Source organism: Actinomadura spongiicola, assembly GCF_003432485.1.
In the GTDB taxonomy this organism is placed as follows: Bacteria; Actinomycetota; Actinomycetes; order Streptosporangiales; family Streptosporangiaceae; genus Spirillospora; species Spirillospora spongiicola.
Genome location: NZ_QVNQ01000005.1, coordinates 476,562 through 492,110, shown reverse-complemented (window position 1 = coordinate 492,110; position 15,549 = coordinate 476,562). Strand labels below are relative to the sequence as shown.

1 protein-coding gene is annotated in these 15,549 nt (G+C 74.2%); it reads left to right on the top strand.

What is annotated here, in order from left to right:
• The first annotated feature begins 27 nt into the window (after window positions 1-27).
• Complete coding sequence (locus D0T12_RS18700) at window positions 28-15,546, top strand: non-ribosomal peptide synthetase (protein ID WP_117400866.1); 15,519 nt, start codon at window positions 28-30, stop codon at window positions 15,544-15,546.
• Window positions 15,547-15,549 lie beyond the last annotated feature (3 nt).

Below are 15,549 nucleotides of genomic sequence, written 5' to 3'. Positions count from 1 at the left end.
GGAATGAAGAAGCAAGGAGCAGAGGCGATGATCCCCATCTCTTTCGCGCAGCGGCGGCTGTGGTTCGTCGACCGGCTCGAAGGGCCTTCGGCGACCTACAACGTGCCGTTCGTGGTGAGGTTCCATGGCGATCTGGACGTCGCCGCGCTGAAATCGGCGTTACTGGACGTCGTCGTCCGTCACGAGAGTCTGCGGACGGTGTTCGCCGAGGACGAGGACGGGCTGCCCGGCCAGCGGATCATCCCGCCCGACGACCTGCGGCTGCCCGTCCCGCTGCTGGAGGTCCCGCCCGATGACGTGGACGCCGTGGTGGCCGAGGAGGCGTCCCACCGGTTCGACCTGTCCGCCGACGTTCCCGTGCATGCGTGCCTGCTGCGCTGCGCGCCCGGCGAGCACGTGCTGGTGTTGGTGATCCACCATGTGGCCGTCGACGGCGAGTCGACCGCACCGCTGGCCCGCGATCTCTCCGAGGCGTACACCGCCCGCGTGGGAGATCACGAGCCGCGCTGGCCGGACCTGCCGGTGCAGTACCGCGACTACACGCTGTGGCAGCGGGAGCTGCTGGGCGACGAGGACGATCCCGGAAGCGTCATCGCGACACAGCTCCGGTACTGGCGGGACGAGCTGGCGAGCGCGCCGGAGCGACTCCGGCTGCCGACCGACCGGCCGCGCCCCCCGCAGGCCAGCCACCGCGGAGAGCTGACGGAGTTCGTGATCGAGCCCGCGTTGGCCGCGGCGGTGGAGGACATGGCGCGGGCCAGGGGCGTGACGGTGCCCATGGTTCTTCAGTCCGCGCTGGCGATCCTCCTGTACCACCTCGGCGCGGGCGAGGACGTCACGATGGGCGCCACCATCGCCGGCCGCACCGACGACTCGCTGGCCGACCTGGTCGGGTTCTTCGTCAACACCTGGGTTCTGCGAGTCGACCTGACGGGGAACCCCTCGGTCGGACGGGTGCTCGACCGGGTGCGGGACAAGGCGCTGAGCGCCTACGACAACCAGGACGCTCCGTTCGAGCGCCTGGTCGAGGCACTGAACCCGGAGCGCTCCACCGCGGACCACCCGCTGTTCCAGGTCATGTTCAGCTGGCAGAACGACGCCCTGGTGGAGCTCGACCTGCCGAAGGTGGCGGCGTCCATGCGCACCGTCCCGACCCCGACCGCCAAGTTCGACCTGGAGTTCAACTTCGCCGCCGACCCGGCGGGGCGGGGCATGGCCTGCAACCTGGAGTACGCGACCGACCTGTTCGACCGGGCCACCGCCGTGACCATCGGAAAGCGGTTCGTGCGCGTGCTGCGCGGGCTGACCGGCGACCCCGGCACGCCGATCGGCGCGGTGGACGTGCTGGCGCCCGCCGAACGGGACCTGCTGACCCGCTGGAACGACACCGCGGCGCCCATCCCGGACGCCACCGTCGCCGGACTGGTCGAGCGCCGGGCGGCACTGTCGCCGGGGGCGCCGGCCGTCGTCTGCGACGGGCGGGAACTGACCTACCGGGAGGTGGACGCCCGGGCCACCCGCCTGGCGAACGCGCTGGTCCGGCGGGGCGCGGCGCCCGAACGCCTGGTCGGCCTGGCGCTGCCCCGGTCGGCGGACCTCGTGGTCGCGCTGCTGGCGATCCTCAAGTCCGGGGCCGGCTACCTGCCGATCGACCCGCGGTATCCGAGCGCCCGGCTGGAGCACGTGCTCTCGGAGGCCCGGCCCGTGTTCGTCCTCACCGATCGGGAGACGGAGGGCCTGCTGCCGGAGGTCGGCGTCCCGCGCCTGTACCTCGGCGACCTGGCGGACGAGGAAGGCGAACAGGGCGGACCGGACGGCAGGTGGCCGGCGCCGCGCCCCGACGACCTGGCCTACGTCCTGTACACCTCGGGCTCCACGGGCACGCCGAAGGGCGTCGCGATCACCCACCGAGGCGTGGTGAACGGGGTGACCCGGCTCGCCGGCACGGTGGGGCTGCGGCCGGGGAGCCGGATGCTGGCCGGAACGTCGGTCGGCTTCGACGTGTCGGTCTTCGAGATCATCACCACGCTGGCCTGCGGCGGGACCGTCGAAGTCGTCCGGGACGCGCTCGAACTCGGCGAGCGCGGCGGCTGGTCGGGCGGCGTGATCAGTACGGTGCCGTCCGTCTTCGCCGAGCTCGTCGAGCAGATCGCCCCCCGGACCACCGTGGACAGCGTGGTGTTCGCCGGCGAAGCGCTGCCGACCTCGCTGGTACGGCGCGTCCAGGAGGCCTTCCCTGGGGTCCGGGTGGTGAACGCCTACGGCCAGAGCGAGAGCTTTTACGCGACCGCCCATGTCGTCGAGGGCCCCCTCCCCGCCGATGCCCCAGGCAGCGCCCCCATCGGGGAGCCGCTCGGCAACATGCGCGCGTACGTGCTGGGCCCGGGACTCGCCCTCGCCGCGCCGGGCGTCGTCGGGGAGCTGTACGTCGCGGGCGAGGTCGGGCGGGGCTACCACCGCCGGGCCGGCCTGACCGCCGAGCGGTTCGTGGCCGACCCGTTCGGGCCGCCGGGGCAGCGCATGTACCGCACCGGCGACCTCGCGCGCCGGGACGCGGGCGGGCGGCTGGAGTTCGTCGGACGGGCCGACGGCCAGATGAAGGTCCGCGGCTTCCGTATCGAGCCCGGCGAGGTCGAGGCGGTGCTGACCGCGCATCCCGGGGTCGCGCACGCGGCGGTGACCGTGCACGACATGCCCGGCGGCCGGCACCTCGTGGGCCATGTCGTCCCGGCGGGGCGCGGCGCCGCCGAGCAGGAGGGCGGCCGGCACGAGAACGTCGACCTGACCGCCGGGGTCTCGACGGCGGAGCTGCGCGCCTTCGTGTCGGCCCGGCTGCCGGAGTACATGGTGCCGTCGGCCTTCACGCTCCTGGACCGGTTGCCGCTGACGCCGACCGGGAAACTGGACCGTGCGGCCCTGCCCGCCCCCGACTTCGCCGGCGGCGACCACCGGGCTCCGCGCTCGCCGGTGGAGGAGGCGCTGGCCTCGGTGTACGCCGGCGTGCTGGGCGTGGAGCGGGTCGGGATCGACGACGACTTCTTCGCCCGCGGCGGCGACAGCATCCGGTCGATCCAGGTGGTGACGCGGGCGCGGGCGCACGGCATCGAGATCACCCCGCGCGAGGTGTTCCAGCGCCGCACGGTGGCGCGGCTCGCGGCGCTGGCCGCCTCGCGGTCCGGCGCCGACCGGGGCCTGGCCGAGCTGGACGGCGGCGGGGTCGGCCTCCTGCCGCTGCCGCCGGCGGGCGAATTCCTGGTGGAACTGGGCGGCGGGCACGACCGCTTCTCGATGTCGATGGTGCTCGACCTGCCCGCCGGGATCGACGAGGCCGGGCTGCTCGCGACACTGACCGCGGTGCTGGACCGGCACGACGCGCTCCGCTCCCGGCTCGTCTCCGGCGGGTTGCTGATCGGGCCCCCCGGCTCGGTGGACGCGGGCGCCCTGCTGCGCCGCGTCGGGTGGGCGGGGCACTGGGAGGACGTCGCCGCCGCGGAACTGGACGCGGCCACCGGTCGGCTGGACCCCGCGGCGGGGGTCATGGCGCAGTTCGTGTGGTTCGATCCGGGCCGGCTCCTGATCGTCCTGCACCATCTCGTGGTGGACGGCGTGTCGTGGAGGATCCTGCTGCCCGACCTCGCGGCGGCGTGGGAGCAGGTTCGCTCCGGCCGGACGCCGAGCCTCCCGGACGTGGGCACCTCCCTGCGCCGGTGGACGCACGCGTTGGCGGAGGCGGCACCGGAGCGGGCCGCCGAGATGCCCCTGTGGCGCCGGATCACGGACGGCCCGGACCCGGTGCTGGGAGCGCGCCGCCTTGACCCCGCGGTCGACGTCATGTCCACGGTCGAGCACCTGTGGGTCCGCATGTCCGCGCGGGTCACCGAGGCCGTGCTGACGGAGGTCCCGAGGGCGTTCCACGGAGGGGTGAACGACGGGCTGCTGGCCGCGCTGGCACTGGCGGTCGCGCGCTGGCGGGGTGCCCGAGGCGTGGACGCGGACTCGTTGCTGATCCGGCTGGAAGGGCACGGCCGCGAGGAGGACGTGGTGCCGGGCGCGGACCTGTCCCGCACCGTGGGCTGGTTCACCAGCATGTTCCCCATCCGCCTGGAGGTCGCCGACGTCGACGGCGCGTTCGCCGCGGGCCCGGCCGCCGGCGCCGCCGTCAAGGCGGTCAAGGAGCAGCTGCTGCGCATCCCCGACAAGGGACTCGGCTACGGCCTGCTGCGGTACATGAACGAGGGCACCGCGGCGGAACTCGCCGCCCGGCCGTCCCCCCAGATCGCGTTCAACTACGTCGGCCGCTACTCCGAGGCCGACCTGCCGGAGGATCTGCGCGGCCTCGGCTGGAACCGGACACCGGGCACGGCCGAGCTGCTCGCCGACCTCGACCCCGACATGCCGGCGTTGTCGGCGCTCGACGTCAACGCCTTCGTCACCGACACCGCCGCGGGGCCCGAGCTGACGGCCCGGTTCAGCTTCCCCCGCGGCGTGCTGACCGCCGACGAGGCGCGCGAGATCGCCGGTCTGTGGCGTGACGCGCTCGGGGCGCTGGCACGCCACGTCGCCGAACCGGAGGCCGGCGGCCTCACCCCCTCGGACGTGCCGCTGGTGTCGGTGCGGCAAGCCCAGATCGAGGAGTGGGAGCGGCGCTACCCGGGCCTGGCCGACATCTGGCCCCTGACTCCGCTGCAGTCCGGACTGCTGTTCCACGCGATGCTGGCCGGCTCCGGCTTCGACCCCTACCACGTGCAGCTCGTCCTGCACCTGTCCGGCGCGGTCGACCCCGAACGGATGCGGGCGGCCGGGCAGGCGCTGCTCGACCGCCATCCGAACCTCGGGGCCGCGTTCGTCCCCAACGGCGACGGCGACTACGTCCAGGTCATCCCGGGCCGGGTCGAGCTGCCCTGGCGGCATCTCGACCTCACCGACCGGGAGGCGGAGCTGGACCGGTTCCTGGAGGAGGACCGCAACACCCATTTCAACCTGGCCTCCCCGCCGCTGCTGCGGCTGTCGCTGGTGATCACCGGGCCGGAGCGGGCCGAGCTGGTCTTCACCGCCCACCACGTCCTGTTCGACGGATGGTCGGTGCCGCTGCTGCTGCGGGACCTGCTGACGCTCTACGGGACGGAGGGAGACGCGGCGGCCCTGCCGCCCATGGGCGGTTACCGCGAGTTCCTCGAATGGCGGGCGGGGCAGGACCACGAGGCGGCGGCCCGGGCCTGGGCCGCCGAGCTGGAGGACGTGGACGATCCCACCCTCCTGGCCCCGCACGCGTCCGCGGCCGGCGCGGCCGGCGGGGCCGACGTCGGCCAGGTCGGCGTGCCCCTGCCCGCGGATCTGGCCCGCGACCTGTCGCAGGTCTCGGCGGAACTCGGGATCACCCTGAACACGCTGGTCCAAGGCGCCTGGGCGGTCCTGCTGGGCCGGCTGACCGGCCGGGACGACGTGGTGTTCGGCGCGACGGTGTCGGGCCGTCCGCCCGCGATCGCCGACGTCGACTCGATGGTGGGCGTGTTCATCAACACCCTGCCGGTCCGGGTGCGTTGCCCGTCCACCGACACCTTCGCCGAACTGCTGACGCGGCAGCAGGACCGGCAGGCGGCGCTGCTCGACCACCATCACCGCGGCCTGGCCGAGATCCAGCGGGCCGCCGGGCTGACCCCGCTGTTCGACACGTTCGTGGTCTTCGAGTCGTATCCGATCGACCATGTAGGGCTGAGCGAGGCCTACGCCGGCACAGGGGTGACCGTCACCGGGCTGACGCCGTACGGAGGATCCCACTACCCGCTCGCGGTGGTGGCCGACGCCGACCCCCATCTCCGGCTCGTCCTGCAGTACCAGCGGCACGTGTTCGAACACGATGCCGTCGTGGACATCGCGGATCGGTTCCACCGGGTCCTGCGGCAGTTCGCGGCGGACCCGCGCCTGCACGTCGGCAGGATCGACGTGCTCGACGCCGCCGAACGCGAACTGGTCCTGACGCGGTGGAACGACACCGCGCACCCGGTGCGACCCACCACGCTCGCGGACCTGGTCGAGGAACAGATACGCCGTTCGCCCGCGGCGACCGCGGTGGTCTGCGGGGACGCCGAGGTCGACTACGCGGAGCTCGGCCGCCGCGCCGACCCGCTGGCACGCCGCCTGGCCGCCCTCGGCGCCGGGCCGGAGACCGTCGTCGCGGTCGCGTTGCCCCGGTCGGTCGAGATGGTGGTCGCGCTGCTGGCGATCCTCAAGACCGGCGCCGCCTACCTGCCGGTGGACCTCGACCACCCCGCCGACCGGATCGCGTCCACCTACGAGGACGCCCGTCCGTTGCTCACGGTCGCGGCGCCGGACGCGCCGATCCCCGACGGTGCGGCCCGCGTCGGGCCGGACGACGCGGCCTCCGGTCTCGACGAGCCCGCCGCCGCCCCCGCCGCCGTGGCGGGCCCACTGCCCGGTAACACGGCGTACGTGATCTACACCTCGGGGTCGACGGGGCGGCCGAAGGGCGTGGCCGTCGAGCACGGCGCGATCGTGAACCGGCTGCTCTGGATGCGCGAGCACTACGGTGTCGACCCGGCGGACCGGATCCTCCAGAAGACCCCGCTCACGTTCGACGTGTCCGTCTGGGAACTGTTCCTGCCTCTCATCTCCGGCGCGACGCTGGTGCTGGCGCGGCCGGACGGCCATCGCGACCCCGCCTACCTGGCCGCGCTGATCCGGCGCGCCGAGGTCACGATCACCCACTTCGTGCCGTCGATGCTGCAGGACTTCCTGCGGGAGCCCGCGGCGGGCGACTGCGGGAGCCTGCGCGAGGTCGTCTGCAGCGGCGAGGCCCTGACCCCGCGGTTGCGCGACCAGTACCACGCGGTGCTCGGTGCACGGCTGAACAACCTGTACGGCCCGACCGAGGCGGCGGTCGACGTCACCGCAGGGCCGTGCCCGCCGGAGCCCGGCGCCGTCACGCTCGGCCGCCCCGTCTGGAACACGCGGCTCTACGTCCTGGACGAGCGCCTGGTCCCCGTCCCGCCGGGGGTGACGGGCGAGCTGTACCTCGCCGGAGCCCAGCTGGCCCGCGGCTACAAGGACCGTCCCGCGATGACCGCCGAACGGTTCGTCGCCGACCCCTTCGGGGAACCGGCCGACCGGATGTACCGCACCGGCGACGTCGTCCGGTGGGACCGGTCGGGACGGCTGGAGTACCTGGGCCGGGCCGACCACCAGGTGAAGATACGGGGCTGGCGCGTCGAGCCCGGTGAGATCGAGAGCGTGCTCGCCGATCATCCGGGCGTCGAACGCGCCGTGGTGATCGCACGCGAGGCCGCCGACGGCCCCCGCCTCGTGGGATACCTGGTGCCGGACGGGACCGCCGCGCCGGCGGTGGCGAACCTGTGCCGGCTGCGCAGGGAAGGGCGGCTCGACGGGCTGGAACTGCACGAACTGCCCAACGGCATGACGGTCCACGCCCGCAACCGCTCGACCACCGCGTTCCTGTACGACGAGATCTTCGAGAGGAACGCGTACTTCAAGGCCGGCATCACGCTGCCCGAAGGCGCCCGCGTGGTGGACGTCGGCGGCCACGTCGGCCTGTTCTCGCTGCTGGTGAAGGCCCGGCGCCCGGACAGCCGGATCTACGCGTTCGAACCCGTCCCCGAACTGGCCGAGATGTTCCGACTGAACGCCGAGCTGCACGACATCGACGTGATCGTGACCCCCTGCGGCCTCGGCCGTGAGCCGGGCGTCGCGGAGTTCACCTACTACCCGGACCTGTCCCTGCTGTCCGGGCGCTTCGCCGACGAGCGCGCGGAGCGCGACATGCTGCGGCAGGTCGTCGGCGCCGAGGGCGAGCACGCCGGACTGGAGGAGGGGGACCTCACCGAGCTGCTGACCGAGAGGCTGCACGGCGAGCGGATGGAGGTCGAGCTGCGGACGCTCTCGCAGATGATCCGGGAGCACGACCTCCCGGTGATCGACCTGCTGAAGATCGACGTGGAGAAGAGCGAGCTGGACGTGCTGCTGGGCATCGAGCCCGACCACTGGCCGATCATCCGGCAGGTGGCGGCCGAGGTCCACGACATCGACGGGCGCCTGGACACCGTCTCCCGGCTGCTGCGCGACCAGGGCTTCCAGGTCGTCGCCGAGGCGGCCGACGAGCTGGCCGGCACCGGGATGTACTCCGTCCACGCCACCCGCTCCGGGGAGGCTCCACCGCCGGACTCCCCGGCCGGGGCCGAGGGCGAACAGCGCTGGTACACCGCCGAGCGGCTCGGCGCGGACCTGCGCGCGTACGCGGCGGCCCGGCTGCCGGACCAACTCGTCCCGGCGATGCTGGTGGTCGTGGACGCGTTGCCACTGACCGCGAGCGGCAAGCTGGACCGGGCGGCGCTGCCCGCCCCCGTGTTCGGCGCCGGCGCCGGGCAGGGTCGTGGACCGCGCACCCGGCGCGAGGAGCTGCTGTGCCTGCTCTTCGCCGAGGTGTTGGGGCTGGAACGGGTCGGCATCGACGACGACTTCGCGGCCCTCGGCGGGCATTCGCTGCTGGCCACGCGGCTCGTCAGCCGGATCCGCTCGGCCCTCGGCGTGGACGTCCCGATCCGGGTCGTCTTCGACGCGCCGACCGTCGCGGAGCTGGTCGAGCACCTCCCCACCGGGCCGTCGGAGCGCCCGGTGCTGCGGCGCGCGGAGCCGCGCCCCGACCGGGTGCCGCTGTCGTCGGCGCAGCATCGCCTGTGGTTCGCGCACCGGTTCGACGGCGCGTCGGCGACCTACAACGTCCCGATCGTGCTGCGGCTGGCCGGCGCGCTGGACGTCCCGGCGCTGCGGGCGGCGCTGCGCGACGTGGCGTCGCGGCACGAGAGCCTGCGCACGCTGGTGGGTGAGGACGAGAACGCCGTGCCCTACCAGCGGATCCTCCCGGCCGACGAGATGCCGCCGGAGATGCCCGTCGCCGAGGTCGCCCCGCCCGAGCTCGACGCCGCCGTGGCGGCGGCGGCGGTCCATCCCTTCGACCTGGCCGCGGAGCCGCCGGTACGCGCCCGGCTCTTCCGGTGCGCTCCCGAGGACCACACCCTCCTGCTGCTGATCCACCACATCGCCGGGGACGGCGAGTCGGTCGCCCCGCTCATGCGCGACCTGAGCACGGCCTACGGAGCCCGGAGCCGGGGCACGGCACCGGACTGGTCGGAGCTCCCGGTGCAGTACGCGGACTACACCCTCTGGCAGCGGGAACTGCTCGGCGACGGCGACGATCCCGACGGGGTACTGGCCGTGCAGACCGGCTACTGGCGGGCGGAGCTCGACGGCGCGCCGCAGCCGCTGCCGTTGCCGACCGACCGCGCCCGGCCCGCTGTGGCGGGACACGAGGGCGACCTGGTGACGTTCCCGCTCGACCGGGAACTGATGGCCGGGGCCGAGGAACTGGCGGCGGTCCATGGCGCGACGCCGTCCATCGTCCTCCAGACCGTGCTGGCGGTGCTGCTGCGCGACCTCGGCTGCGGCGACGACCTCACCATCGGGTCCCCGATCGCCGGCCGCACCGAGGAGGCGCTGACCGACCTGGTCGGCTTCTTCGTCAACACGTGGGTGCTGCGGGTGAGGACGCCGGAGAACCCCACGTTCGCCGAGGTCCTGGAGGAGGTGCGGCGCCGCGCGCTCGCCGCCTACGACCATCAGGACGTCCCGTTCGAGCGGCTGGTGGAGCTGCTGAACCCCGAGCGGTCCACCGCCTACCATCCGTTGTTCCAGGTCCTGTTCTCCTGGCAGAACGTCACCGACGACGACTTCGAGATGCGCGGGCTCCGGGCGGTCGTGGACACGGTCGACACCGCCACCGCCAAGCTCGACCTGTCGTTCATCATGGTCGACATTCCCGGGCGTGGCGTGGTGGGCCACGTCGAGTACGCCACCGACCTGTTCGACCGCGCCACGGTCGAGGGCCTCGCGCACCGGTTCGTGGAGACGCTGCGCCGCGCCGTGGCCGATCCGGACGCGCCGCTCGGCCTCGTCCAGGGGCCGGCGCGCGCCACCGCGAAGCCCGCCCCGGCCACCGCCGGTCACCGGGAGCCGCGGACGGCGACAGAGTTGGTCCTGGCCGGTGTGGTGGCCGAAGTCCTCGGGCTCGAACGGGTCGGCGCCGACGACGACTACTTCCTCGTCGGCGGTGACAGCATCCGGTCGATCCAGGTGGTCTCGCGGGCCAGGGCGGCGGGCGTGGAGATCACCCCCCGCGAGATGTTCGAGCTGCGCACCGTCGCCCGGTTGGCGGCCAGAGCCGACGAGCGCACCGGTCTCGCGTCGGCGCCGGCGGTGGACGATGCCGGGGTCGGCGCGCTGCCGCTGCCGCCGATCGGCAGGTTCCTGGCCGAGCACGGGAGGACCGGCCGGTTCGCCATGGCGACCATGCTGGAACTGCCCGTGGGCATCGACGAGGCGGGCCTGGTCGCGACGCTGACCGCGGTGATCGACCGGCACGACATGCTGCGGTCCCGCCTCGTGGGCGACGGGATGCGGGTCGAGCCACCGGGCACGGTCGACGTCCGGGCCCTGCTCACCCGCGTCGACCGTGAGGGCCCCGGCGGGCCGGCGGGCCCCCAGGAGGAGCTGGACGCCGCCCTCGGCCTGCTGGACCCGGCCGCCGGCGTGATGGCGCGCTTCGTCTGGATCGACCCGGGTCTCCTGATCGTGGCCCTTCACCATCTCGTGGTGGACGGGGTGTCCTGGCGGATCCTGCTGCCGGACCTCGCCGCCGCCTGGGAACGAGTCCGGGCGGGGCGGGAGCCCCTGCTGCCCGCCGTCGGCACCTCGTTCCGTGCGTGGGTGCACGCGCTGGCCCGCGAGGCGGTCGCCGTGCGGCGGGTGTCGGAGCTACCGCTGTGGCGGTCCGTCACCCAGGGGCCGGACCCGCTGCTCGGCGCCCGGCCGCTGGACCCCGCCGTCGACGTTCAGGCCACCGCCGGCAGCGTGGACGTGCGGCTGACCCCCGGCCTGACCGACACGTTGCTGACGACGCTTCCCGCCGTCTTCCGCTGCGGGGCGGGCGATGGCCTGCTGGCCGGGCTGGCACTGGCGATCGGCCGGTGGCGGCGGGCACGCGGTGTGACCGAGCCGTCGGTCCTGCTGAACGTGGAGGGGCACGGTCGCGAGGAGACGGTCGTCCCGGGCGCCGACCTGTCGCGGACGGTGGGCTGGTTCACCAGCCTGTTCCCCATCAGGGTCGAGATGGCGGCCGCGGCGCTGCGTCCGGCGGGGGACGGCGCTCCCGACCCCTCAGTCGGGGACGTGGTGAAGGCCGTCAAGACGCGGCTGCTCACCCTCCCCGACAAGGGCCTCGGCTACGGGCTGCTGCGCCACCTGAACGACGAGACGGGGGCCGTGCTGGCGCGGTGCCCCTCGGGCCAGGTGACGTTCAACTACCTCGGCCGGTTCTCGGCGGCCGACATGCCGGCACCCCTGCGGGGACTGGGCTGGACCGAGGCGCCCGGCGCGCTCGGCCTGGTCGCGCGGCCGGACCCGGGGCTGCCGTTGACGTCCACCCTGGAGGTCAACGCGTTCGTCACCGAGACCGGCGAGGGCGCGACCCTCACCGCCCGGTTCGGGTACGCGACCGGCGTGCTGTCGAAGGACGAGGTGGGCGACCTGGCCGAGCTCTGGCGGGCGGCCCTCGACGAGCTGGCGCGCCACGCCCGGCAGCCGAACGCGGGCGGCCTGACCCCGTCCGACGTCCCCCTGGTGAGGGTGCGGCAGAGCGAGATAGAGGCCTGGGAACAGCGCTACCCGGGACTTGCGGACGTGTGGCCGCTGACGCCCCTCCAGGCCGGTCTGCTGTTCCAGTCGAAGCTGGCCGGCTCCGGATACGACCCCTACCACGTGCAACTGCTGCTCGACCTGACCGGCGAGGTGGACGCGGCCCGGTTGCGCGCGGCGGGGCAGGCGCTGCTGGACCGGCACGCGAACCTGCGCGCCGCGTTCACCGGGCGGGCGACCGGAGATCTGGTCCAGCTCGTGGTGGACGGCGTGGAGCTTCCATGGCGCGAGCTCGACCTGCGCGACCTCCCGCGGGTCGAGCGCGAGGAGAGGCTCCGGCGGTTCCTCACCGAGGACAGGTCCGCGCATTTCGACCCTGCGCTGCCGCCGCTCCTGCGGTTCGGCCTCGTGCGGACCGGCGCCGAGACGGCGGTGCTGGTCCTTACCGCGCACCACGTCCTGTTCGACGGATGGTCGGTGCCGTTGCTGACGGGTGAGCTGCTGCGCCTCTACGAGGCGGGCGGCGACGCCGCGGCGCTGCCACCGCCCGGCGCGTTCCGTGACTTCCTCACCTGGCAGGCCGAGCGGGACCGGGACGCGTCCGCCCGAGCGTGGGCGCGGGAGCTCGACGGCGTGGAGGAACCCACGCTGCTCGCCCCAGGTCCGGCGTCCCCGCCCGGCGGTGAGGCCGGACGCCGGATGGAGGTTCCGCTGCCGGAGGACGTCGCCCGCGTCCTGCCGCGGAGGGCCGCGGAACTCGGCGTCACCCCGAGCACCCTGGTGCACGGGGCCTGGGGCATCGTCCTGTCCGGTCTGACCGGACGGCGGGACGTGCTGTTCGGCACGACGGTCTCGGGCCGGCCGCCCGCCGTCGCGGGCGTGGAGTCGATGGTCGGCCTCTTCATCAACACCGTTCCCGTCCGGGTCGCGTGCACGCCCTGGGACACCTTCCGCCGGGTGCTGACCGTCCTTCAGGAGCGGCAGACCGCACTGCTCGACCATCATCACCACGCGCTGACGGACATCCAGCGGGAAGCCGGCCTGCCCGTCCTGTTCGACACCGTGGCGGTGTTCGAATCCTTCCCGTCGCCGGAAGAGGGCGGCGCGGACGCCGCCGGCGTCACGATGACCGGCGCGGCCTCGCCCAACGGCACGCACTACCCGCTGGGCGTCGCGGCGTCCGCCGATCCGGCCCTACGGGTCGTCGTGGAGTACCAGGAGTCCGCGTTCGGCCCTGACATCGTGGCCGGGATCATCGCCCGCCTCTCCCTGGTCCTGCGAGCGGTGGCGGAGAACCCCGACGCCCCGATCGGGGCGGTCGGCCCGGAGGCTCCCGCCCGCGAACCCGCACCGGAGACGCCGGACGCCGCGACCATCGCGGAGCTGTTCGGCGCGCGGGCGGCGGAGACGCCGGACGCCGTCGCCGTGGCCTTCGGGCCGCACGAGCTGACCTACAAGGAGCTCGACACGCGGGCCGGCCGGCTCGCGGCCGCGCTCGTCCGGCGTGCGGTGGGAGCGGAGTCGGTGGTGGCGGTCGCGACGCGCCGCTCGCCGGACCTGGTCGTCGCGCTGCTGGCGGTGGCGAAGGCGGGCGCGGCGTACCTGCCGGTCGACGCCGCCCAGCCGACCGCGCGCATCGCCCACATGACGGCCGACTCGGGCGCCCGCCTGACGCTCGCCGACGCCACGACGGCCGAGGCGATGGCGCGGGTCCCGGTCCCGGTGCTGCGCCTGGACGAACCCCTCCCCGTGCCCGACGACGCCACCGTCGAGGGGGCCCGGAACCCGAACGGGCTCGCCTACGTCCTCTACACCTCCGGGTCGACGGGACGGCCGAAGGGCGTAGCCGTCTCGCATCGGGGCATCGCGGCCCTGGTCGCGGCGCACGCCGAGCGGCTCGCGGTCACCGACCGCAGCCGGATCCTCCAACTCCTCTCGCCGAGCTTCGATGTCTCGCTCTGCGAGATCTACACGGCGCTCCTGTCGGGTGCGACCCTGGTGATCGCCGACGAGGCCGACCTGACGGCCGGGCCGGTGCTGGCCGCCACGGTCGCGGGCAACGCGGTGACGCACTTGATGTGCCCGCCCGGGATGCTCGCGCAGCTGCCGTCCGGCGCGCTCTCCACCGTCGAGTCCCTGGCCACCGGCGGCGAGGCGGTCCCGCCGGAGACGGTGGCCCGGTGGGCGCCCGGTCGGCGGATGGTCAACATCTACGGCCAGACGGAGACCACCGCCGCGACCCTCATGAGCACACCGCTCTCCGCGGACGGCGGCATCCCGCCGATAGGACGGCCGATCACCGGCACCGGCGTGTACGTCCTCGACACCGCCCTGCGCCCGGTGCCCCCCGGGGTCGCCGGCGAGCTGTACATCGCCGGGCCGGGGCTGGCGCGCGGCTACCTCGGCCGGCGCGGGCCGACGGCGGAGCGCTTCGTCGCCTGCCCGTACGGGACGCCGGGGGAGCGGATGTACCGGACCGGCGATGTCGTCGTCCAGGCCCCGGACGGCCAACTGGCCTTCCGGGGGAGGCGGGACGACCAGGTCAAGCTCCGCGGGCTCCGCATCGAGCTCGGCGAGGTCGAGGCGGCCCTGCTGGAGCATCCCGCGGTCGGCCGCGCGGTGGTGGTCGTGGACGGGCGGAACGGCGACCGGCGCCTGGCGGCGTACGTCACCCCCGCCCCGGAGGCCGGCGGGAACGGAGCGGCGGAACTGCGGGCCCATCTGCTCGAGAGGCTGCCGGAGTACGCGGTTCCCGCGGCGGTGACGGTCGTCGGCGAGATCCCGCTGACGGCGACCGGGAAACCGGACAGGCGGGCGCTCCCCGCCCCGGACTACGGGTCGGCGGGCGGCGGCCGCCCGCCGGCCACACCGCGCGAACGCATCCTCTGCGGCCTGTTCGCGGAGGTCCTGGGGTTGGAGCGGGTCGGCGTGGACGACGGCTTCTTCGCGCTCGGCGGCCACTCACTGTCGGCGGCCCGGCTGGTCAACCGAGTTCGCGGCGTGCTCGGCGCCGACGTGCCGATCCGCACGGTGTTCCGGTCCCCGACCGTCGCCGAGCTCGCGGCGTACATGGACGGGGACGGCGCACCCCCCGGAACCACCGACCCGTTCGCGCCCGTCCTGCCCATCAGGACCGGGGGCGACCGAGAACCGCTGTGGTGGATCCACCCGGGCGGCGGGATCTGCTGGCCCTACCTGGGCATGGCCGGGCTGCTCCCGCAGGACCGGCCGGCCTACGGGATCCAGGCGAAGGGACTGGACGGGGTCTTCTGCCCGCCCGGATCCATCGAGGAGATGGTCGCCGATTACGCCGACGAGATCCTGGCCGTCCAGCAGGAGGGCCCCTACCACGTGATGGGGCACTCGGTCGGCGGCACGCTCGCGCACGCGGTCGCCGCGGAGCTGCGGCGGCGCGGGCACCGGGTCGGGCTCCTGGCGCTGCTGGACAGCGCACCGGCCGGGCACCTCGCCGCGCAGGGGCCGCCCACCGCCGCCGCCGTCCGCGACTACTTCGCCGAGCATCTGGTCACCACGGGCACGGCGGGCACGGCGGACGGCGACGCCCGCTTCGTGGACCGGGCGGTCTCGGTGATCGTCGATCACACCCGCCTCATGGGGGAGTTCGACTCGCCCGTTTACAGCGGCGACGCCGTCCTCTTCAACGCGGTGCCGAACCCGGACGGGTCCTTCGCCGAGCTGTGGGGCCCGCACATCCTCGGCGCGCTGCGCCAGTACGACGTCCGGAGCGCGCACGAGGACCTGTACCTGCCCGGTCCCGCCGCTGAGATCTGCCGGATCATCGGGCGTCATCTCGCCGGAGAATGAAGG